The following is a 19,403-nucleotide window of genomic DNA, read 5'->3' as shown; positions in this document are numbered from 1 at the left end:
AGATCAAATCTGCTCTTCAAGTAAAACACTTGCAGCTTCCTGGTTGCGCAAAGCAACCCCAAATCCGTTAGCTTTCAAATATATAGCCCCTTTACCAGGCAATTTACGCACCACTTGAATTGTCGATCCGGGTAAAATACCCATACTTAAAAGCTTTGAAGCTATTCTATCATCCTGGAATGATAAAATTCTTGCCTTGCCTTTTTCTTGAAGTGAAGCTAATGTTGCCGTCATTTACACAATGTTAAGAGACTTATTTAGACTAATTCTAATCAAAGCCCAAAAATAAGGAAAAATATACTTCAATCCACTTCTTTGAGAATGATTTATTACTGTTCATTAAATAGTCTTTTTCATAGAAAGGACACAATAATTTGCTTATTCATATGGTTTAATGCTTTGTATCTGCTCAAATGCAATTGGTCAACCACCAAATACTGATTATTTTTGCCGCATGCTCACAAACAGACAATTATTTCAATCTCATTTAGCAAAGACTTCGGAATTTCCATTAATGGTAGAAATCGAAAGGGCCGAAGGTGTATGGATGTATGGACCAGACAATAAGAAATACCTCGATTTGATTTCGGGAATTGCAGTTAGTAATCTTGGGCATTGTCATCCTGCGGTTGTTGAGGCGGTAAGAAAGCAGGTGGGTGAATATATGCACTTATTGGTTTATGGTGAGTTTATACAAAGTCCTCAGGTAAAGCTGGCTAAAGCTTTAGCAGATACCTTACCTGAAGAACTAAGCGTTGTTTATCTGGTTAATTCAGGAACAGAAGCGACTGAGGGAGCAATGAAGTTAGCCAAGAGATACACTGGTAGAAGTAAAATAGTATCTTGTTTTGATGCATATCATGGTAGTACAAATGGTTCGCTTTCGTTAATGGGAAATGAAACATTCAAGCAAAATTACCGTCCATTACTACCCGGAATCAGTCATATTGAATTTGGGAATTTTGATCATTTTGAGGAATACATCACGGAAGAAACTGCTGCATTTTTTGTGGAAACCGTTCGTGGTGAGTCTGGTGTTATCGAAGGATCAATGGATTACTGGAAAGCAGTAAGAAAAAGATGTACAGAAACTGGAACCTTACTCGTACTTGACGAAATACAGGCTGGAATGGGAAGAACTGGGAAATTCTGGGCTTTTGAGCATTATGGAATCACCCCTGACATATTATTATCTGCAAAAGGATTAGGTGGCGGCATGCCGATTGGTGCATTTATTTCCTCTCAGGAGATTATGTCTTCCCTTTCTGAAAACCCTATTCTAGGTCATATCACTACTTTTGGAGGGCATCCGGTATCTGCTGCGGCTGCATTGGCAACAGTAAATACATTGCGCGAAACGAAAATTTATGAGCAGGCTGAAATGAAAGCTCAGCGATTTAAAGATAACCTAAAAGGAGTTAAAAAAATTAGAGAAATCAGGTCTGCCGGATTAATGATGGCGATAGAATTTGATTCTTTTGAACAGCTTAAATCGATCATCGATAAAGCAATAGAATACGGAGTAATGACGGACTGGTTTTTATTTAATGACAGATCAATGAGGGTAGCTCCTCCTCTAGTTATATCTGATGATGAAATAGATTGGGCATGTGAACAACTGGAAAAAGCAATAAATGAAGCAGGTTAAACTATTTATATTATCCTTATTAATTTTTTCTGGTTGTCAGGAAAGAAAGGAACTAAAAACTTCAATTGAGCTACCTGAAATCACTGATTTTAAGCTAGATGGAGTGGTTGATGAGGTTGGTTGGCAAACTCAGGAATGGATGGAGATTAATGGTAGAATAGATGACCTTCTAAAATTTAAGGTTGGTAAAGCTGAAAATGGTATCGTGCTATTTTTCAGACTTAAAGATGACAGGCTAATTTCCACTCATGATGTTCACAACAAGAAATGTGACGACCATTTAAAAGTGATAATTTCCGGAGAAAACAAACCTGAGCAGGTTATCGATGTGTTTCCCGGGGGCTATATAATTTCTAATAATCTGGAAGATGATTTCCCGGCATATTTAAAAATAACGCAGTGGAATGAATCTTATGATAATGAATTATTTATCACAACTGACATTAACAAAGAGAAGAAGCTTACCCTGACCTGGACAGACTCTGATACTGATAATTGTGAAAATCTGGATTTGATTACAACCAAAACTACAAGAATAGACCTTATTGTAGGTAATGAGTTGGAGTCAAATTGATTATTGATAGATTTTTTCACCACGGCTTAGCCAAACACCCCATTTACGATTATAGGCATGAATCTGTTCAGTAGGGTTTCCATAGCTATCAACTATTGGATAGGATCTATTTACCCATTCAAAAATACCTCCATATAAATTATATACATTGGTAAATCCGGCCTCAACAAGTTTTTCAGTGATTTTCTCTGAGCGATAACCAATGCTGCAGTAAACTATAATTGTTGTTTCTTTATTTACATCTTCCAGTTTCTCAAGTTCAAACTCCTCATACCCTACCCAGTTACTAGCAGGAATATGGCTTACTGCAAACTCATCAAAAGTTCTGGTATCTAAAAATAATGCATCAGGCCTTCGCAAAGCTTCATCAGCATTAATTTCCTCAACAGAATGCTCAAGCATTGTCTTCAATAAAAAATTAAAAGATGTACTTTGAACTTCGGATTGAGCATTAGATGAAAAAATACCCATAACTAATAAAACAAAAATCAATACAAATCTCATTCACCAATTAGATTCAGATTTAACAAATCTATATAATCGCCTGATCTCCAGGCTCTGCAAGTTACATGTTCTTTTAATAAATGTGGCTTTAAAATAGACTTTCCACACAAAATTCTTGCACATTCCTGTATTCCTTCTGTAATACTAGGGTGTGGATGCACCAATTCAGCCATTTGTTCAATTCCAAGATTAAGATGAATCATCAATGCAATTGCCTCGATCGATGCCGATGCTGAAAACCCGACAACACGCATACCTAATATTTTCATGTCATTATCATCTGTAACGATAATCTTCATAAAGCCATCCGTAAGTTGTCTGGCAATTGCCCTTGGAATGCATTCATAATCCATAGTCACAACACGGAAATTATACCCTTTTTCTTTGCATTGCTGCTCATTAAGTCCAACTCCGGCTACTTCAGGATTGAGAAACATTATAGTACTAACGTTTTTATAGCTCAATTCCTTATTTGTATTGCCAAAAATCTGATCAATAGCATGACGACCTTCTAATTCTCCAATATTGACGAGAGCCATGTCAGAGGTAATATCTCCTACAGCATGAATATTCGAAACAGTGGTTTTGGTATCATCATTAATTACACCCCTTTCGTCTTTTTCAATTTTCACATTCTCTGACCAGAGGTTTTCAATATTTGGCACTCTACCAACAGACACGAGTGCCTTTTCTACAGTAAAGAGTTGTTTTCTTCCATTGTGATATTCCAGTTCATATTCCACTCTATCTTCAACAACCTCCATCCTTATTAGCCTTGAATTTCTATGTATCAGAACATTATTCTTCTCAAAATTCCCTTCTATTCGCTTAACAATATCTGTGTCTTCAAACGGCAATATCCTGTTCCCTTTATCTATCAAATGAACTTTTGTATAACCAAAATTTGAAAAAACAGTGGCATATTCACATCCAATAACACCGGCACCCAGAATAACTATACTTTTTGGGAAGTCTCGTAAATGTTCAATTCCATCACTACTAAGGATATACTTCTCATCTATTTTGATATCAGGTAACTGTCTTGGTCTGCTACCGGTGGCCATTACGATAAATTCTGTTCCAACTACTTCTTCTGATCCATCTTCTAAAGTGATTCGCACCTGATTAGGGGTTTCAATAAATGCTTTCCCTCGTTTAAAAGTTATATTCTCATCTACATCAGTATTTTCAGCATGTAATATCTGGCTTTGCAATTGTGCCTGACGCATATTAGTAGCATTCATCACCTCGTTAAAAACCTCCTTAAAACGAAGTCGTGGCATGTCTTTTCCCTGAAGATTGAGATGATGACGGACTGTTGAAATTTGCCTGCTCAGCTCCCACCAGGTTTTACTACTCAAAGCGCCGTTCCATAACCCGGCTCCTCCAAGTTTCTTACCCTCTACCAATAAAACCTTTTTATTATAATCAAGAGCCCTCATTGCTGCTGCATAACCTGAAGGTCCTGCTCCTATGACACATAAATCAAATTTCTCCATAAAAAAACCCTGACGATCTAAAGTTAGTTGTCAGGGTTAAAATAATAATTTCTACTATTAATAGTGCAGTTAATCTTGATTCTTTTCTAACCAGATTCCTGCAAGCATACATCTTACACTTCCTCCCCCGTACTTTTCAATAGTAGGGATAACCGGAGTTAATATATTTGAAAAACTTTCGATTGCTGAAATCTGACCCGGCACTAATGAATCATATGCCGTTTTAGACATCACAGTATACGACTCACCGCTTTTGCTTTTAACTTCGAGCATATTTCCGGCAAAATTATTCATCTGTTCATAGCTTATCGCAATCACCTTCTTATCTGTTTGTTCAAATTTGTCTAATAGTAACCCGTGTTCTTCTTCCGGAATTGCATCAAGACAAATCACAACAAATTCGTTGGCAAGACACATCACAACATTTGTATGATAGACATCTTTGCCATATTTCTGATCATAAGCATGAAAAATTACCGGTTCAAAGCCAATTCGACCACAAACATCATTTAGTAATCCCTCATGAGTTCTTGAAGATAAATTAGCATAGGCCAGATTATTATCATAGTCAAAAATGATAGACCCTGTCCCTTCTAAAAACTCACCGTCATTTTCAGAACCAGAAACATCAATGATTTCCTTCACATTGTATCCGGCACTGGTAAGCAGTTTTTCAATATCCTCTCTACGCTCGTTACGTCGATTGACTGCCTCCATTGGATATTTAATAACCAAACCACCGGAATGCATTGAAATCCAGTTATTAGGAAAAATACTATCAGGAGTATGAGGTTCTTCAGTATCCTGAACAACCATCACCTCGATATCGTGAGCCCGAAGCAGATCCACAAAAGAATCAAATTCTTCTAAAGCCTTTTGCTGAGTTTCTTCACTGGTACCCTGCTCATCAGATTGTTGAAAAGCATTCGACTGTGCTGTTTCCGGATTAGCTCCAAACTTCACCGGTCTTACCATCATAACAGCTGGTGCTGCCTGAATTGATTGGCTCATATATTCTTATTTATGTCTTTTTTGTAACACTTCAATTACTTCTTCCAAGTCAATCTCTTTAGCTTGAAGAAGAACCAGGTAATGATATAAAAGATCCGCTGCTTCTCCTAAAAACAAATCTTTATTATCATCTTTTGCTTCAATAACAATCTCTACTGCCTCCTCTCCTACTTTTTGAGCGACTTTATTTATCCCCTTTTTGAACAAGGAGGAAGTATATGATTCATCCGTTGGAGACTCATACCTGTCTTTTATGACTTTTTTCAAATAATCGATGAACGCAACATTACCTTTATTTGACTCATCGAAACAAGTATCCGATCCTGTATGACATGTCGGTCCTGAAGGTTTTGCGTATACCAGCAAAGTATCTGCATCACAATCCTGTTTTATACTAACCAGCTTCAAGACATTCCCGCTTGTTTCTCCCTTAGTCCAAAGTCTTTGTTTTGACCGGCTATAAAATGTCACTAAGCCTGTTTCCAGAGTTTTCTCAAGTGACTCTCTATTCATATAGCCCATCATCAGAACATTTTTAGTTGAAACGTCCTGAATGATGGCCGGTATCAAACCATCACCTTTAGCAAAATCAAGTGTATCGATATTCAGGTTATTATCCATTATAATCTGATCGTTAATCCTTTTTCAATTAAATATTTCTTAAGCTCGGGAATATCAATTTCATGAAAATGAAAGATACTTGCAGCCAGTCCTGCATCTGCATTTCCATGAGTAAACACATCATAAAAATGCTCCATCTTACCAGCCCCGCCACTAGCAATTACGGGGATATCTACCATATTGTTAACTTCACGAAGTAATTCACATGCAAACCCCTGTTTTGTACCATCGTGATCCATTGAGGTAAGCAATAACTCGCCAGCACCCCGTTCATTAACCTCTTTTATCCATTGAGGAGTTCGTTTTTCAGTTGGAGTTCGCCCTCCTCTGACATGCACTATATGTTCTCCATCAACAAATCTGGTATCTATGGCTACAACCACACATTGACTTCCAAACTCAAGAGCAAGCCTGTCTATCAATTCAGGATCTTTTACAGCTGAAGAATTAATAGATATTTTATCTGCTCCGGCATTCAACAGTGCTGAAACATCTTCAACAGATGAAATCCCACCTCCTACTGTAAATGGAATATCTATCTGACTAGCTACCTTTTTAACTAATTCAATCAGTGTTTTTCTATTTTCAACTGTGGCGGTGATATCCAGAAACACGAGCTCATCTGCACCTTGCTTAGCATAAATAGCTGCTTGCTCTACCGGATCTCCGGCATCAACCAGGTCGACAAAATTTATCCCTTTTACCGTTCTGCCTTCTTTAATATCCAGACAAGGAATGATTCTTTTGCTAAGCATTTGTATTTATAATTAATTGTGATAGCTGAGACAGCGTTACTTTATTTTCATAAATGGCTTTGCCAATAATTATCCCTTCCATCTTCATATCAATTAACCCCTGAATATCTTCAATTCCAGACACACCTCCGCTGGCAATTAGTTTGATATTTTCAGTTTTGCCCATTATCTCTTTATATAAATCAAATGAAGGGCCCTGGAGTAATCCATCTTTCGCTACATCAGTACAGATAACATATGACACTCCTTTGGAAGCATAATCTTTAATAAATTGAGTTACTTCCAAGTCTGAGCTTTCTTCCCATCCGCTAACAGCAATCAATTTATCACGGGCATCGGCACCAAGAATAATTTTTTCCGAACCATATTTCTGAACCCAATTCAAAAAAGTCTCCGGTTCTTTGGCAGCAATACTCCCCCCCGTTATCTGTGCTGCCCCTGCATTAAATGCATCAGTTACATCCTGATCGCGTTTTATTCCACCTCCAAAATCAACATGAATTCCATTAAGAGAAGCAATTTTCTCCAGCACCTTCAAATTCACAATTTGTTTATTACGAGCACCATCAAGATCAACCAAATGAAGGTTATTTAGTCCATGATCAAGAAATTCTTTTGCAACTTCTTCAGGTTTTTCATTATACACCTTCTTTTTCCCATAATCACCCTGGGTAAGTCTGACACATTTTCCTTCTATAATATCGATTGCCGGTATTAATCTAGTAGTCATTGGTTATTTGATCTTTTCTATAAAATTCTTTAAAAACAAGCTTCCAGCATCAGAACTTTTTTCCGGATGCGGCTGGATTGCATAAAAATTATTTCTCTGGATGACAACACTAAAATCATGCATATAGTTTGCTGATGCAAGCGTATATTTTGACAATGGTGCATAATAGCTATGAACAAAATAAAATTGCGGTTGTGCAGGCATTCCTTCAAAAAGGGGATGTTCCTTATAGGCAAGTTTGTTCCACCCCATATGAGGTATTTTATAAGGTATTACCGTATTTGGATCAGTTTTAAACTTCTTAACATCAATGTCGAATAGGCCCAGACATTCAGTATCATTTTCTTCTGTGTGTTTACACATAAGCTGCAAGCCCAGACATACCCCCAAAGTAGGCTGAGTAAGGCTTCTCAACACATTATCCAGACCATTCTCCTTCAGATAATTCATTGCTGTACTTGCCTCTCCAACACCAGGGAAGATAACCTTGTCAGCAGACATTATCTCAGAAGCATTATCAGTTAATCTGTATTTTACTCCAATCCTGTCCAGGGCATATTTTACCGATTGTACATTACCTGCATTGTATTTTATTATAGCTGTATCCATCTAAGCACTAAAGTATTAAGAATTAAAAGAATAGAAAGAGGGTTTGATTGATCTTGAACTGATATATGATCAATGGCAATGATGATGATGAAGACAATGATGATGGTCTTCATTTAAAAGAAATATATGAGATCGTTTTTCTATTAAAAAAAACATTATTTCTATCAGGGTTGATTTGGTATCAAAATTAAAAGCACCCTTTTAAAGGTGCTTTCAAATTTATTGGTTTTAGAAGATAAATACTACTCTGCAACCGTAGAATCTTCATGCTCAGCAACTTTTTTTGCTAAAAGCCTGTCAATTTCTCCAATTGATTCATACAGTTGTTCGTAACTATCTATTATAAAATATTTTGTCTGGAACACATCTTTTCTATATGATGTATCTAACATCGTTTCAACATCATACTCAATATGCTCAGGTTTATCAGTTGTCGCATATTCTGTTTCTCCTTTTGAAGACAAAATACCTGCACCATAAATTCTTAATTCACCATTTTCTCTGATAAGACCAAATTCTACAGTAAACCAATATACCCTTGAAAGTAAATGAATAGCATGAGGGTTATCAATGTACTTTAATCCCAATTTTGACAGGTCCTGAAGGAAATTAACAAAAGACTGATTTGTTAATAACGGCACGTGTCCATAAATATCATGGAACATATCCGGTTCTTCCAAATAATCAAGCTCTTCCAGCTTTCTTAACCATGTAGAACTAGGAAACTTTTTATTTGACATCAACTGGAAAAATTTATCATCATCGATTAATCCCGGTACGATGAAAATTTCCCATCCTGTAATCTCCTTTAGAATATCATTAGTCTTGTAAATATCCGGAATCTCATCAGCTTTAAACTTGATCAATTCCAATCCTCTTATATACTCTTCAGAAGCATATTTGGGAATATTTTCCTTCTGTCGTTCGTATAAAAGTTTCCACACTTTAAAGTCTTCCTCAGTGTATGAACCATATTCCTGACTCATTATTGGAAGTCCACTGTGTTTTTCAAATTCAGTACTCATATTATCGGATTATTGTTGTCTATTGTTAAAAACGAATTTTATTTCACTATGATGCGTACCAAAGCAATTTAATTCTTCAAAGGTGAAATTAGTAAAAAATTAATTATTCATGAAATTAAAATCGCAATAACCTTACAACTGTTAGGTGCTATTATTAGTATAACGTTTTCTTCAATTTATGAATCTCTCTCATTGCCATGATAAGTTTCTCTGACTCATTGAAATCCAGCGTTTGTTGCCCGTCACTATATGCTTTTTCAGGACAAGAATGCGACTCAAAAATCACCCCGTCTGCTCCGGCAATTACCGATGCTAATGCCACCTCACCAACATGTCTCCTGATTCCAATACCATGTGACGGATCAGCAATAACAGGCAGGTGCGTTTTCTCTTTTAATATTGGGATTGCATTGATATCAAAGGTGTTTCGTGAAGCTTTTTCATAAGTACGAATACCTCTTTCGCAAAGAAGCAATTTCTCATTACCTCCGGAAAACACATATTCCGCTGAATACAGCAATTCATCAATTGTGCCTGAAATACCTCGTTTAATCATTACAGGCTTATCAACCTTACCAAGTTCATCTAACAGGTTAAAATTCTGGGTATTTCTTGCTCCTACCTGATAAATATCAATGTAGTCGTGCATTTCTTCAATCTGCGAAACCTGCATTACTTCTGTGATGATCTTTAATCCGGCTTCTCTAGCAAGACTACTCCATAATTTAAGCCCTTCAATCCCCATGCCTCTGAACGAATATGGAGAACTACGTGGTTTGTAAACTCCTCCCCGCATTATCTTCACTCCCTGAGATTTCAGAAAATTTATCGTATCTACAATCTGTTGCTCTCCCTCGATACTACAAGGACCAGACATCAAAGCCAGATCATTCCCTCCAATTGTAATTCCATCTCCAAGATCAATTACTGTCGGATCAACTTTCCATTTATTCGAAACCAGCTTATAATCATCAGAAACGATATGGATATCATGTATTCCTGGCAATTGACCAATAGCCCTGATATCAAAATCTGATTTTCCAATACCCACCAGATATCTTGCCTTTTGAGTCTTCACCTCATTTGCGCTATACCCAATGTCTGAAAGCTTCTCCTTTACCTCCGACACTAAGTCTTCGGTTATATTTTCTTTTAATTGAATAATCATAAGTTCTGTTTTATTCCTTTAACTTCTCCGATAAATGAACTTGTCTTTTCTGCAATAGTCCCTTCACCTTTTAGCGCTTTAATAAATGCACTACCGATTATGGCTCCTGAAGAATATTCAGATGCTATATCAAATGTTTTTGCATCACTAATCCCAAACCCGATTAATCGTGGATTCCTTAGATTCATATTCCTGATTCGCTGGAAGTACCCAAGTTGATTATCAGAAATTTCTGATTTGGCTCCTGTTATTGAACTATTACTTACCATGTAAATAAATCCTGAAGTATTTTCATCAATCATTCGGATCCTTTTTTCAGAAGTTTGTGGTGTTATCAGGTAAATATTCAATAAAGAATATTGCTCAAACAAGGCTTTGTATTGCTCAATATATTCTACAATTGGCAGGTCTGGAATAATCACTCCATCCACCCCGCATTCCTGACATTTCTTACAGAATTCTTCTAATCCAAATTGAAGAATCGGATTAAAATACCCCATTAAGACAACAGGAACACTTACGGATTTACGCATGTCTTTGATCTGATCAAAAATTAACCCCAGGCTAATGCCATTCTCGAGTGCTACTCCGTTACTTTCCTGAATTGTCGGACCATCAGCTACCGGATCAGAATATGGAATGCCAATCTCAACCATATCTGCGCCTGAATTTTCCAGTTGAGAAAGAACCTCCATTGTATCATTAAGCTGAGGATAGCCGGCTGTAAAATATACAGTCAGTACCCGCTCAGACTTTTTCTCAAATAATTGTTTTATTCTGTTTTCAGACATAATATCAATATTTACCCCAGTTTATATATGTTTGAAGATCCTTATCTCCCCTTCCAGACAGGTTAACTACAACTACATCATCTTCTTTTAATTCCATTTGCTTTAAAGCTGACAAAGCATGGGCAGACTCAACAGCTGGAATTATTCCTTCCAGTCGACTAAGTTCCACTCCGGCTTGCATAGATTGCTCATCATCAACTGCGATAAATCGTGCTCTGCCAGTATCAAACAGGTGAGCATGTAAAGGTCCGATACCAGGATAATCCAGTCCGGCAGAAATACTATAAGGTTCTACAACCTGCCCGTCTGAAGTTTGCATCAGCAGTGTCATACTTCCATGTAAAACACCTGGCGTTCCTTTAAAAGTAGTCGCTGCAGTTTCACCTGATTCAACTCCTTTTCCAGCAGCCTCGGCAGCAATAATTTTTACTTCAGGATTATCCAGATAGTGATAATAAATACCTGCTGCATTGCTTCCTCCTCCTACACAAGCAACTACATAATCAGGATTTTCTCTTCCCTCAGCCTCTAGAAGTTGTTTTTTAACCTCCTCGCTGATCACAGACTGAAAGCGGGCAACCATATCCGGATAGGGATGTGGACCGACAACCGAACCTATTATGTAATGAGTGCCTTCAGGGTCATTAATCCAGTGACGCATGGCTTCATTTGTAGCATCTTTAAGTGTTTTGCTACCTGATTCAGCCGGAATGACCTCTGCTCCAAGAATTCGCATTCTCTCAACATTGGGCTTCTGTCTTTCCATATCAATAGCCCCCATATAAACTTTGCAATCAAGACCTGCCAAAGCACAAACTGTTGCAGTGGCCACACCATGCTGACCAGCACCTGTCTCGGCAATGATTTTTTTCTTGCCCAGACGCTTTGCTAACAATATCTGACCAATCGTATTATTCACCTTATGAGCACCAGTATGACATAAATCCTCTCTTTTAAGATAGATTTTAGCACCATACTCGTTAGACAGGCGGCTTGCAAAATATAATGGAGTGGGCCTTCCAACGTAATCCTTTAACAAAGCCCTGAACTCCTTTTGAAATCCTTCTTCATTAATGATTTTGAGGTAGTTCTGTTTTAACTCCTCAACATTTGGATAAAGCATTTCAGGAATAAAAGCCCCTCCATACTTACCATAATATCCTCTTTCATCTACTGAATATTTTGACATATACCAGCTAGTTTATTTTTGATTTTTTCAATTTCTTTAATATTCTTTTGAGCTGGAGAATCCTCCACGCCACTGTTTAAATCCACAGCATAAAAGGCAGGATTATTAATAACACTAATCCCTTCGATATTATTGCTGTTTAGGCCACCAGCAAGAAAAAACGGTCTTGCAAATGCCCTGCTATTTAGAATTGGCCAGTCAAATGCTTTACCATTACCTCCCGGATTTTTTCCTTTCGTATCAAACAAGTAGTAATCAACAGCTTCACTATAAGAATCTGCTTTTTGAAGATCACTAATACTTTTCACTGAAAATGCCTTGATTACCTGTACACCCAGGCTTTTAACTTGCTTTGCAAATTCGGGAGATTCATTACCATGTAACTGGACCAATGATAATCCATGAATTGATATGGCTTCCTGAATCTGATCAACAGTTGAGTTTACAAAAACACCTACTTTTTCTACTCCGGAAACTTCTTTGTAGCTTGATTCCTCACCGATATACCTTGATGAAGCCGGGTAAAATATAAGTCCCATGTAATCAACGCCAAGATCAATTAGCCCATTAATATTTTCAAGATCCCGCATGCCGCAGACCTTGATTTTCAATGAATCTGATTTAGCCTTTTGTTGCATAGTAGGTTTCAATTTCTTTGACTTTGGATAAAAACTTTCTTGCTTCTTCGTGCGGCCTTGAGTACCTCATAAACCTTTCTCCAATCAAGAATCCATCAAATCCGTTATTCTTTAAATAAACAAGGTCTTCAGGCCTGTGAATGCCACTTTCTGCTATTTTGACCTTTTCATCGGGTATCATTGAAAGTAAAGAAATAGAGTTTTCAAGATCAACATCAAAAGTCTTCAAGTTTCGATTATTGACTCCGAATAAATCTGCTTTTGAATCAAGGTTTGCTTTTAACTCTTCTTCGTTATGAACTTCGAGTAAAACTTCCATTCCCAGGTCATGGGCCAGTTTGGTGAATTTTTCAATTTCTACCGGACTCAAAACTGAGGCTATAAGCAAGATGCAATCAGCTCCAATTGATTTCGCCTCGATAATCTGATATTTATCAACTATAAACTCCTTTCTAAGGATCGGACAATAGTTGAACTTTCTAGCTATTTGAACATCCTCATTAGTGCCTCCGAAGTATTTCTTATCTGTCAATACTGACAAAGCTGAAGCACCGGCTTGCATATACCCAATAGAAATCTCTTCTACAGATATAAACGGATTTATATCGCCTTTGCTCGGTGATTTCCTTTTAATCTCGGCAATTACACCGCTCTTATCCGGCCTTTTTATGTATTTGCTCATCGAAACAGGCATTGTTTCAAACAAGATACTTTTTTGAAGCATTTTGACAGGAATCAACTCCTTTTTCTCTTCTACTTCTGCCTTTTTATCTAATATAATTCTATCCAGAATATTCATTACGCAACTAGTTTTTTAAGTACCGAATATGCTTTTCCTGATTCAAGTGATTCTTTTGCAAGTCCCACAGCGTCTTCAGCAGACAGGGTTTTGTCAGCACATTTAAGTGCCATTGCAGAATTTGCCAATACAACTTCTTGCTGAGCTTTTGTTCCTTTTCCTTCCAGAATATCTATGAAAATCTTTGCTGAAGATTCAACAGTTTCACCACCATAAATCTGGTCTGCAGATACTTTCTCTAATCCAAGATCTTTAGGTGAAAAGATAGATTCACCAACATTAGTAATTGCTTTAAAATCTCCTGTTAGGGAAATTTCATCATAACCATCAAGAGCATGAAGAACAACAAAATCTCGGTCTGTTTGCTGAAACAAGTAGGCATAAAGTCTGGCTAACTCAAGACTAAACACACCAGTCAGCTGTTTCGACGGACTTGCCGGATTTACCATTGGACCCAGCATATTAAAGAAGGTCTTAACTCCCAGATCTTTCCTTACCGGAGCAACATTTTTCATTGCCGGGTGAAATAACGGAGCATGTAAAAAACAAATTCCAGTTTCATCAATCTGCTTTTTAAGAGTTGACTCATCATTTGTAAACTCATAGCCAAGGTGTGCAAGTAAATTTGAAGACCCACATGCTGATGAAACTCCATTATTTCCGTGCTTAGCAACCTTAACTCCTGCTCCTGCAACAACAAATGAGCTTAAAGTAGAAATATTAAAGGTGTTTTTACCATCACCACCTGTACCACACAAATCTATGGCATCAAATTCCGAAAGATCAATAGGAACACATAACTCCATCATTGCCTTGCGAAAGCCACTCAGTTCTTCTACAGTGATACTTCTCATCATGTAAACTGTTAAAAATGAAGCCATTTGGGCAGCATTATACTTTCCACCAGCCAGGTTCATCAGAACAGTTTTCGCTTGTTCTTCAGTAAGTGTTTTATATTCAAATAATGTATTTAAAATCTCTTTCATAACTATATGATTAAATGGATAACCAGTTTTCGATCATTTTACTTCCTTCCGGAGTCATTACAGATTCCGGATGAAACTGCACTCCCCTGACATCGTGGGACTCATGACTCAAAGCCATTATGACACCTTCAGAATCAATTGCAGTAATTTTTACCGGGGTATTTTTTAATGATTCGGGCTTGACGGCCCAGGAATGATAACGGGTGGTAATGACCTTTTCTGGCAACCCTTTAAAAAGTGGTTCCTCTTGATCTTTAATAAGCGTTTCCATTGCTACTCCATGAATTACAGTATCAAGATTGTATAATTCTCCTCCATAAGCTTCAGCAATTGCCTGGCAACCGAGACAAACTCCCAGAATACTTTTTGAAGCTCCATACTGTTTTAACATCTCAGGCAAAACTCCTGCTTCATAAGGCAAACCCGGACCCGGAGAAATAAGAATTTTATCGTAATTGTTTATCTGCTCCAAAGTAATCTTGTCATTCCTGAAAATATCTGTATTTCCTTCATGTCCCAGATCCCTTAAAATATGAACCAGGTTGTAGGTAAACGAGTCGTAATTATCTAAAACTAAAATTTTCACCTGCTTTTCTTTTTATGCTTTGTTGATCTGTTCTGCGTCTTCAATTGCCTGTCTTAGTGCAGCAACCTTATTATTTACTTCCTGAAGTTCACTTTCGATATCCGATTTAGCCACAACTCCCGCTCCTGCCTGATAGTACAATTTGTTTTGCTTACTCAGAAATGAACGGATCATAATCGCATGATTGAAATCACCATTAAATCCCAGGTAACCAATTGCGCCTCCGTAATAACTTCTTGAGGTAGGCTCTAACGAATCAATAATAGACATGGCCTTATATTTTGGAGCGCCAGATAGAGTACCAGCCGGGAAAGTATCTGCAACCAGCCTTATCGGACTTGAAGCTCCGTTTAGCTTCCCGGTAACTTTAGATACCAGATGTATAACATGAGAATAAAACTGTACCTCCTTATATGTTTCTACTTCAACAGATTGTGCAGATCTGCTAAGGTCATTTCTTGCCAAATCCACCAACATCAAATGCTCAGAATTTTCTTTGGGATCTTCAAGTAATTTTTCGGCAAGCTCAGCGTCTGTTTTGTCATTACCTGTTCTTCTGAAAGTTCCCGCAATAGGAAAAATACCTGCCTGGCCATCATTTATAACCAGTTGTGCTTCAGGTGAAGAACCAAAGATTTTGTAACTACCATAGTCAAAGTAGAACAGGTATGGCGAAGGATTAATAGATCTAAGTGCACGATAGACATTAAACTCATCACCAGCAAACCCGACATTAAACCTTCTACTTAATACTATTTGAAATACATCACCTGCAAAACAAGCCTGCTGACCTTTGTCAAGAATATCCAGAAAGTCATCATCCGCAATATTGGCAGTTTCATGTTTTGTTATCGAAAAAGTATAACCAGGATAGTTCTTATTATTAATCAGAGAAAGGATTTCCTTATCGTCAATTGAATCGCCCTCTTCGGAATGGTGAGAAATCAGGAAACAACTGTTTTTGAAGTGGTCAATCACTAAAATGTGACGGTAAACAGCATATCTGATCTCAGGAATATGGTTTTCATCATCTTTCTCGATCAAATCCAGATCTTCATAATACTGAACTGCATCATAAGCCATGTATCCAAATAATCCGTTAACAGCGAAAGGAAGGTTAATATCACTTGCTTCAAATTGCTTTGAAAAAGCAGTCAGTTTTTCAACAACTGAAGTTCTGTCAACCTTTTCAGTTACCTGTTTAGAATCGGGATATTGTATTGTCAATTCTCCCTTATCTACGATGAATGATGCGACAGGGTCAAAGCAAATATATGAGTAGCTATTATCATGCCCGTGGTAATCCGAACTCTCCAGGAGGATAGTCCCTGGAAACTTGTCTCTAAGTTTGAGGTAGAGATTTACCGGAGTAACTGTATCAGCTAAAAACCGCTTTACCGATGATTTAAACCTATATTTCATTTTTCTTCAAAAAGTTTAGCGCAAAAAAAAAGCTTGCCGAAACCGGCAAGCTTTAAAGATTTATTTTCTATATCTTAAACTACATAACGGTTCCGTGTTCATCTTTCGATGTACCACCAGTACCATGCGTTATGTATATTCATTGTCGTCATTTGAAAAACAAATGTAATCGTTCAATTTAAATTGTCAAACATTTATAGATTAAATTTTAATTATTTCCATAAATATTAACAATTAACTAACAAATTTTAATTGTCTGAACAAAACAACTTAAGAAATAATTTTAATGCTCAATGGCGGGGGCATAGCATGCTACGCCCCACTACAATCAAATTAAAATCAAAAATCATCACTTATTACCCACCCCACTCTACCCGTCATATTGAACGATTATACTATAGTAACCAATGAGTCTTTGATAAAAATAACTACTCATAAGGCATATTGATACAACCAAATAATAAGTGAAATATCTGTCAATATAAGGCAGTAAAGTTTTTCATTAAAAGTTTGAATTCACGCTATCGTTAGACTTATAACAGCAAGGCATTACAAATGCCAACCTCAAACATCCTCGTTCCAAACAAGGACGATTGACTCACGTTACTATTCATCGCCCTTGTTTAGCGAAGCATAACGAGGGTGTCCAAGAACTGCGTTTGTAACGCAGATAAATTAAAAAGCCGCCAGAAATAATTTGAAGGCTTTTGTTTTATGTTTTATTAATCTTTGAATCTTGAAAATCCTGGTTCAAACCAGGTTGATCCAGGTTCAAACTTGAACCAGAGCTAGTCGGTTAAGATAATCTTGCGCTTGTGGGGAGGGGGGGGCAGACGGACTAAATAGGGTAAATTAAATCATTAGATGGTTTATAAAATATAATCTCTATATCTAAATTAGTTCCACTTTTATCTCCGTATTCTTTACTAATTGATTTCATTAAGCACTTTAAAATAAAATAATAATTTTCATTTTTATTATGACTTACTAAACATATTTTTTTGATCTTTTGATCCTTTATAAGAAAGGATAAATTTTCACATGAATACTCTTGGTTTTTATATAAAACCTGTCTTTTATTAACATAAACCATTTCGCATTTCAAAGGAAAATTTACTTGTCCCAATTCTCTATGAAAATTATCAGGTATTTTAACAATTCTAGATTTAAAAGGAAACTTATTTTCATCTCCTAATTCAATAATAAATTTGGACGAAACACCATCATTATCCCAATAACCATTTAATTCATCATAATAATCAATCAACATATTCAAGGTAATACCTTTATTAGAATTAATTGTTATTAAGTTGGAGTCTTTAGGTTCACAAGCTATATGAATACTTAAAACACTAAAAAGTAACATCGACATCTTTACTATCAGCCTCAAAATCAATATATTTTTTGTTATAAAATTCTTGTTATGCCTTTAAATTCTTTTCTAACTTAGTGAAATCGAATACTATACCCTGTTCTGCAAATTTATTAAGGTAAAACTCGACCATTTTCTGATATCCCCCCTATTATCAGATCTATCAATCTATGCTTGATTTCTAAATTCCCTCTCCTGGTGCAAGTTTTCACTTGTACCGGTGTCATTAAGCGAACATCTCTTATTTACCCCCCCTCTGGCGCAAGATTTTTCTTGTGCTGTTGTCGTTAAGCGAAACTATAGAATATTAATGAGTTTCCCGCCCATACAGGAACTTAAATTCAATCATTTTACTTATCTGGAAATGAAGGCTCAATCCGGAGCAAAACAGTTAGGTTGGGATTTTAAAAGAACTAATACGATTGGTCCAGGTTCAAACTTGAACCAGAGCTAGACGTTTTAAATATACTTGCGCCTGTTGGGGAAATATCTGTCAGCATAAGGCAGTAAAGTTTTTCATTAAAAGTTTGAATTCACGCTATCGCTAGACTTCTAACAGCAAGGCATTACAAATGCCAACCTCAAACATCCTCGTTCCAAACAAGGACGATTGACTCACGTTACTATTAATTGCCCTTGTTTAGCGAAGCATAACGAGGGTGTCCAAGAACTGCGTTTGTAACGCAGATAAATTAAAAAGCCTCCAGAAATAATCTGAAGACTTTTTTTATGTTTTATTAATCTTTTTAATCCTTGAATCAACCTAATATTGATTCTAATAAAATTGATAACAGAACATTAGCCTCCTTCATTAGTTACTTTTTCTCTGATTGCTTCCGCAACTAAATTATTTAAAGATGTTTTCAATTCCATAGCCATTAAAGCCACCTTCTCATGAAGTTTTGCGGAAATCCGAACATTAAAGCTCCCCTTGAAAGGTTTTTCTGCCATAATTCCCTTTACTTTACAATCATTAAGATATTCATTTATTGCCTGGATAAAGTCTTGTTCTAATTGTTTGCCGGTTTCTCCTTCATAAGAGATCAACCCTTTAATACCTAACACTTTACCGTAAAGTAAATTATCATCCGGACTGTACTCAATACTTCCAGCATATCCTTTATAATTTAAATATTTCATAATCCTAAAACCTCCTTTATCTGAATCATTTGATACCTTTTCATAATTCCATTAGGGTGAGGTTTATGAAGCATTATTGGAACACCTTCTGCATTTTCAAACTTTACCCTGGAACCCGAAGTTTTTCCTTTTTTAACTTCCTTGAAGCCAAAATAGCCTAACAAATTAACCATCTCAGAATAATGAAAATCCGATGGAATGGTTAGAAACCGTTGAAGTAGTTTCTCCCTTTTAGACATAACTTAAAGTAACTATATTTAGTTGCAAAATCATAATGTTATTTTTGATTTTTTAAAAGTTAGTGGACAATTGTATTACCAAAACGAAATATGAGTC

At 36.6% G+C, this 19,403-nt stretch carries 22 protein-coding genes; 2 read left to right on the top strand and 20 right to left on the bottom strand.

Features of this window, described 5'->3' with window-relative positions; genetic code table 11:
* Positions 1-3: 3 nt before the first annotated feature.
* Positions 4-234 carry a FeoA family protein gene (locus HH304_RS19685; protein ID WP_169684998.1) on the bottom strand — a complete coding sequence of 77 codons (231 nt, stop codon included), beginning with the start codon at positions 232-234 and terminating at the stop codon, positions 4-6.
* A gap of 220 nt (positions 235-454) precedes the next feature.
* On the opposite strand from HH304_RS19685, the gene HH304_RS19680 reads away from it, so the two are divergent.
* Together HH304_RS19680 and HH304_RS19675 are read left to right on the top strand one after the other, a co-directional pair.
* Complete coding sequence (locus HH304_RS19680) at positions 455-1,648, top strand: aspartate aminotransferase family protein (protein WP_169685023.1); 1,194 nt, start codon at positions 455-457, stop codon at positions 1,646-1,648.
* Positions 1,635-2,222, top strand: a complete 588-nt coding sequence (locus HH304_RS19675) for a hypothetical protein (RefSeq protein ID WP_169684997.1) — start codon at positions 1,635-1,637, stop codon at positions 2,220-2,222. Before HH304_RS19680 ends, HH304_RS19675 begins: the two co-directional genes overlap by 14 nt.
* On the opposite strand, the gene HH304_RS19670 is transcribed toward HH304_RS19675, so the two are convergent.
* The 19 genes from HH304_RS19670 to HH304_RS19580 form a co-directional block, all read right to left on the bottom strand.
* Positions 2,223-2,726: a rhodanese-like domain-containing protein gene (locus tag HH304_RS19670; protein ID WP_271711705.1), complete on the bottom strand. Its 504-nt coding sequence runs from the start codon at positions 2,724-2,726 to the stop codon at positions 2,223-2,225. It lies immediately after the preceding gene.
* Entirely contained in the window at positions 2,723-4,225 is a 1,503-nt protein-coding gene (locus HH304_RS19665) for a dihydrolipoyl dehydrogenase family protein (RefSeq protein ID WP_169684996.1), read from the bottom strand. Before HH304_RS19665 ends, HH304_RS19670 begins: the two co-directional genes overlap by 4 nt.
* A gap of 69 nt (positions 4,226-4,294) precedes the next feature.
* Positions 4,295-5,236 (bottom strand): citrulline utilization hydrolase CtlX, encoded by a 942-nt coding sequence (gene ctlX, locus HH304_RS19660; protein WP_169684995.1) that lies wholly within the window; start codon positions 5,234-5,236, stop codon positions 4,295-4,297.
* Between the two features lie 6 nt (positions 5,237-5,242).
* Positions 5,243-5,857: a bifunctional phosphoribosyl-AMP cyclohydrolase/phosphoribosyl-ATP diphosphatase HisIE gene (gene hisIE, locus HH304_RS19655; protein ID WP_169684994.1), complete on the bottom strand. Its 615-nt coding sequence runs from the start codon at positions 5,855-5,857 to the stop codon at positions 5,243-5,245.
* Complete coding sequence (hisF, locus tag HH304_RS19650; RefSeq protein WP_169684993.1) at positions 5,857-6,612, bottom strand: imidazole glycerol phosphate synthase subunit HisF; 756 nt, start codon at positions 6,610-6,612, stop codon at positions 5,857-5,859. The genes hisIE and hisF overlap by 1 nt, the downstream gene beginning before the upstream one ends.
* Positions 6,605-7,342 carry a 1-(5-phosphoribosyl)-5-[(5-phosphoribosylamino)methylideneamino]imidazole-4-carboxamide isomerase gene (hisA, locus tag HH304_RS19645; protein WP_169684992.1) on the bottom strand — a complete coding sequence of 246 codons (738 nt, stop codon included), beginning with the start codon at positions 7,340-7,342 and terminating at the stop codon, positions 6,605-6,607. The genes hisF and hisA overlap by 8 nt, the downstream gene beginning before the upstream one ends.
* A 3-nt stretch (positions 7,343-7,345) precedes the next feature.
* A complete protein-coding gene (gene hisH / locus HH304_RS19640) occupies positions 7,346-7,951 on the bottom strand; it encodes an imidazole glycerol phosphate synthase subunit HisH (protein ID WP_169684991.1) in 606 nt (201 codons plus the stop codon).
* Positions 7,952-8,193: 242 nt separating this feature from the next.
* On the bottom strand, positions 8,194-8,976 hold the full coding sequence (locus HH304_RS19635) for a phenylalanine 4-monooxygenase (RefSeq protein WP_271711704.1): 783 nt from the start codon (positions 8,974-8,976) through the stop codon (positions 8,194-8,196).
* Positions 8,977-9,130: 154 nt separating this feature from the next.
* The gene (gene aroF, locus HH304_RS19630; protein WP_169684990.1) at positions 9,131-10,144 is read right to left on the bottom strand and encodes a 3-deoxy-7-phosphoheptulonate synthase; all 1,014 of its coding nucleotides are present in this window, start codon (positions 10,142-10,144) and stop codon (positions 9,131-9,133) included.
* Positions 10,141-10,935 carry a tryptophan synthase subunit alpha gene (gene trpA / locus HH304_RS19625; protein WP_169684989.1) on the bottom strand — a complete coding sequence of 265 codons (795 nt, stop codon included), beginning with the start codon at positions 10,933-10,935 and terminating at the stop codon, positions 10,141-10,143. Before trpA ends, aroF begins: the two co-directional genes overlap by 4 nt.
* Positions 10,936-10,939: 4 nt before the next feature.
* Positions 10,940-12,124, bottom strand: a complete 1,185-nt coding sequence (gene trpB / locus HH304_RS19620) for a tryptophan synthase subunit beta (RefSeq protein ID WP_169684988.1) — start codon at positions 12,122-12,124, stop codon at positions 10,940-10,942.
* Positions 12,106-12,762 (bottom strand): phosphoribosylanthranilate isomerase, encoded by a 657-nt coding sequence (locus HH304_RS19615; RefSeq protein ID WP_169684987.1) that lies wholly within the window; start codon positions 12,760-12,762, stop codon positions 12,106-12,108. Before HH304_RS19615 ends, trpB begins: the two co-directional genes overlap by 19 nt.
* A complete protein-coding gene (trpC, locus tag HH304_RS19610) occupies positions 12,746-13,561 on the bottom strand; it encodes an indole-3-glycerol phosphate synthase TrpC (protein ID WP_169684986.1) in 816 nt (271 codons plus the stop codon). Before trpC ends, HH304_RS19615 begins: the two co-directional genes overlap by 17 nt.
* Entirely contained in the window at positions 13,561-14,547 is a 987-nt protein-coding gene (gene trpD / locus HH304_RS19605; RefSeq protein ID WP_169684985.1) for an anthranilate phosphoribosyltransferase, read from the bottom strand. The genes trpC and trpD overlap by 1 nt, the downstream gene beginning before the upstream one ends.
* A gap of 10 nt (positions 14,548-14,557) precedes the next feature.
* Positions 14,558-15,133, bottom strand: coding sequence for an anthranilate synthase component II (locus tag HH304_RS19600; protein ID WP_169684984.1), 576 nt, complete (start codon positions 15,131-15,133; stop codon positions 14,558-14,560).
* A 12-nt stretch (positions 15,134-15,145) separates the two neighbouring features.
* Positions 15,146-16,555: an anthranilate synthase component I family protein gene (locus HH304_RS19595; RefSeq protein WP_169684983.1), complete on the bottom strand. Its 1,410-nt coding sequence runs from the start codon at positions 16,553-16,555 to the stop codon at positions 15,146-15,148.
* A gap of 838 nt (positions 16,556-17,393) precedes the next feature.
* Positions 17,394-17,921: a hypothetical protein gene (locus tag HH304_RS19590; protein ID WP_169684982.1), complete on the bottom strand. Its 528-nt coding sequence runs from the start codon at positions 17,919-17,921 to the stop codon at positions 17,394-17,396.
* An 804-nt stretch (positions 17,922-18,725) separates the two neighbouring features.
* Positions 18,726-19,067: a type II toxin-antitoxin system HicB family antitoxin gene (locus HH304_RS19585; RefSeq protein ID WP_169684981.1), complete on the bottom strand. Its 342-nt coding sequence runs from the start codon at positions 19,065-19,067 to the stop codon at positions 18,726-18,728.
* Positions 19,064-19,306: a type II toxin-antitoxin system HicA family toxin gene (locus tag HH304_RS19580; protein WP_169684980.1), complete on the bottom strand. Its 243-nt coding sequence runs from the start codon at positions 19,304-19,306 to the stop codon at positions 19,064-19,066. Before HH304_RS19580 ends, HH304_RS19585 begins: the two co-directional genes overlap by 4 nt.
* Positions 19,307-19,403: the final 97 nt, after the last annotated feature.

Source organism: Marinigracilibium pacificum (assembly GCF_012926615.1).
Lineage (GTDB): Bacteria > Bacteroidota > Bacteroidia > Cytophagales > Cyclobacteriaceae > Mangrovivirga > Mangrovivirga pacifica.
The sequence above is the reverse complement of the archived record's forward strand: the minus strand, read 5'-3'. Positions and strand labels throughout refer to the sequence as shown.

Coding starts and splice junctions, on each gene's coding strand:
- HH304_RS19685 (WP_169684998.1), bottom strand. CDS start 234: ATGACGGCAACATTAGCTTCACTTCAAGAAAAAGGCAAGGCAAGAATT.
- HH304_RS19680 (WP_169685023.1), top strand. CDS start 455: ATGCTCACAAACAGACAATTATTTCAATCTCATTTAGCAAAGACTTCG.
- HH304_RS19675 (WP_169684997.1), top strand. CDS start 1,635: ATGAAGCAGGTTAAACTATTTATATTATCCTTATTAATTTTTTCTGGT.
- HH304_RS19670 (WP_271711705.1), bottom strand. CDS start 2,726: ATGAGATTTGTATTGATTTTTGTTTTATTAGTTATGGGTATTTTTTCA.
- HH304_RS19665 (WP_169684996.1), bottom strand. CDS start 4,225: ATGGAGAAATTTGATTTATGTGTCATAGGAGCAGGACCTTCAGGTTAT.
- ctlX (WP_169684995.1), bottom strand. CDS start 5,236: ATGAGCCAATCAATTCAGGCAGCACCAGCTGTTATGATGGTAAGACCG.
- hisIE (WP_169684994.1), bottom strand. CDS start 5,857: ATGGATAATAACCTGAATATCGATACACTTGATTTTGCTAAAGGTGAT.
- hisF (WP_169684993.1), bottom strand. CDS start 6,612: ATGCTTAGCAAAAGAATCATTCCTTGTCTGGATATTAAAGAAGGCAGA.
- hisA (WP_169684992.1), bottom strand. CDS start 7,342: ATGACTACTAGATTAATACCGGCAATCGATATTATAGAAGGAAAATGT.
- hisH (WP_169684991.1), bottom strand. CDS start 7,951: ATGGATACAGCTATAATAAAATACAATGCAGGTAATGTACAATCGGTA.
- HH304_RS19635 (WP_271711704.1), bottom strand. CDS start 8,976: ATGAGTACTGAATTTGAAAAACACAGTGGACTTCCAATAATGAGTCAG.
- aroF (WP_169684990.1), bottom strand. CDS start 10,144: ATGATTATTCAATTAAAAGAAAATATAACCGAAGACTTAGTGTCGGAG.
- trpA (WP_169684989.1), bottom strand. CDS start 10,935: ATGTCTGAAAACAGAATAAAACAATTATTTGAGAAAAAGTCTGAGCGG.
- trpB (WP_169684988.1), bottom strand. CDS start 12,124: ATGTCAAAATATTCAGTAGATGAAAGAGGATATTATGGTAAGTATGGA.
- HH304_RS19615 (WP_169684987.1), bottom strand. CDS start 12,762: ATGCAACAAAAGGCTAAATCAGATTCATTGAAAATCAAGGTCTGCGGC.
- trpC (WP_169684986.1), bottom strand. CDS start 13,561: ATGAATATTCTGGATAGAATTATATTAGATAAAAAGGCAGAAGTAGAA.
- trpD (WP_169684985.1), bottom strand. CDS start 14,547: ATGAAAGAGATTTTAAATACATTATTTGAATATAAAACACTTACTGAA.
- HH304_RS19595 (WP_169684983.1), bottom strand. CDS start 16,555: ATGAAATATAGGTTTAAATCATCGGTAAAGCGGTTTTTAGCTGATACA.
- HH304_RS19590 (WP_169684982.1), bottom strand. CDS start 17,921: ATGTTACTTTTTAGTGTTTTAAGTATTCATATAGCTTGTGAACCTAAA.
- HH304_RS19585 (WP_169684981.1), bottom strand. CDS start 19,067: ATGAAATATTTAAATTATAAAGGATATGCTGGAAGTATTGAGTACAGT.
- HH304_RS19580 (WP_169684980.1), bottom strand. CDS start 19,306: ATGTCTAAAAGGGAGAAACTACTTCAACGGTTTCTAACCATTCCATCG.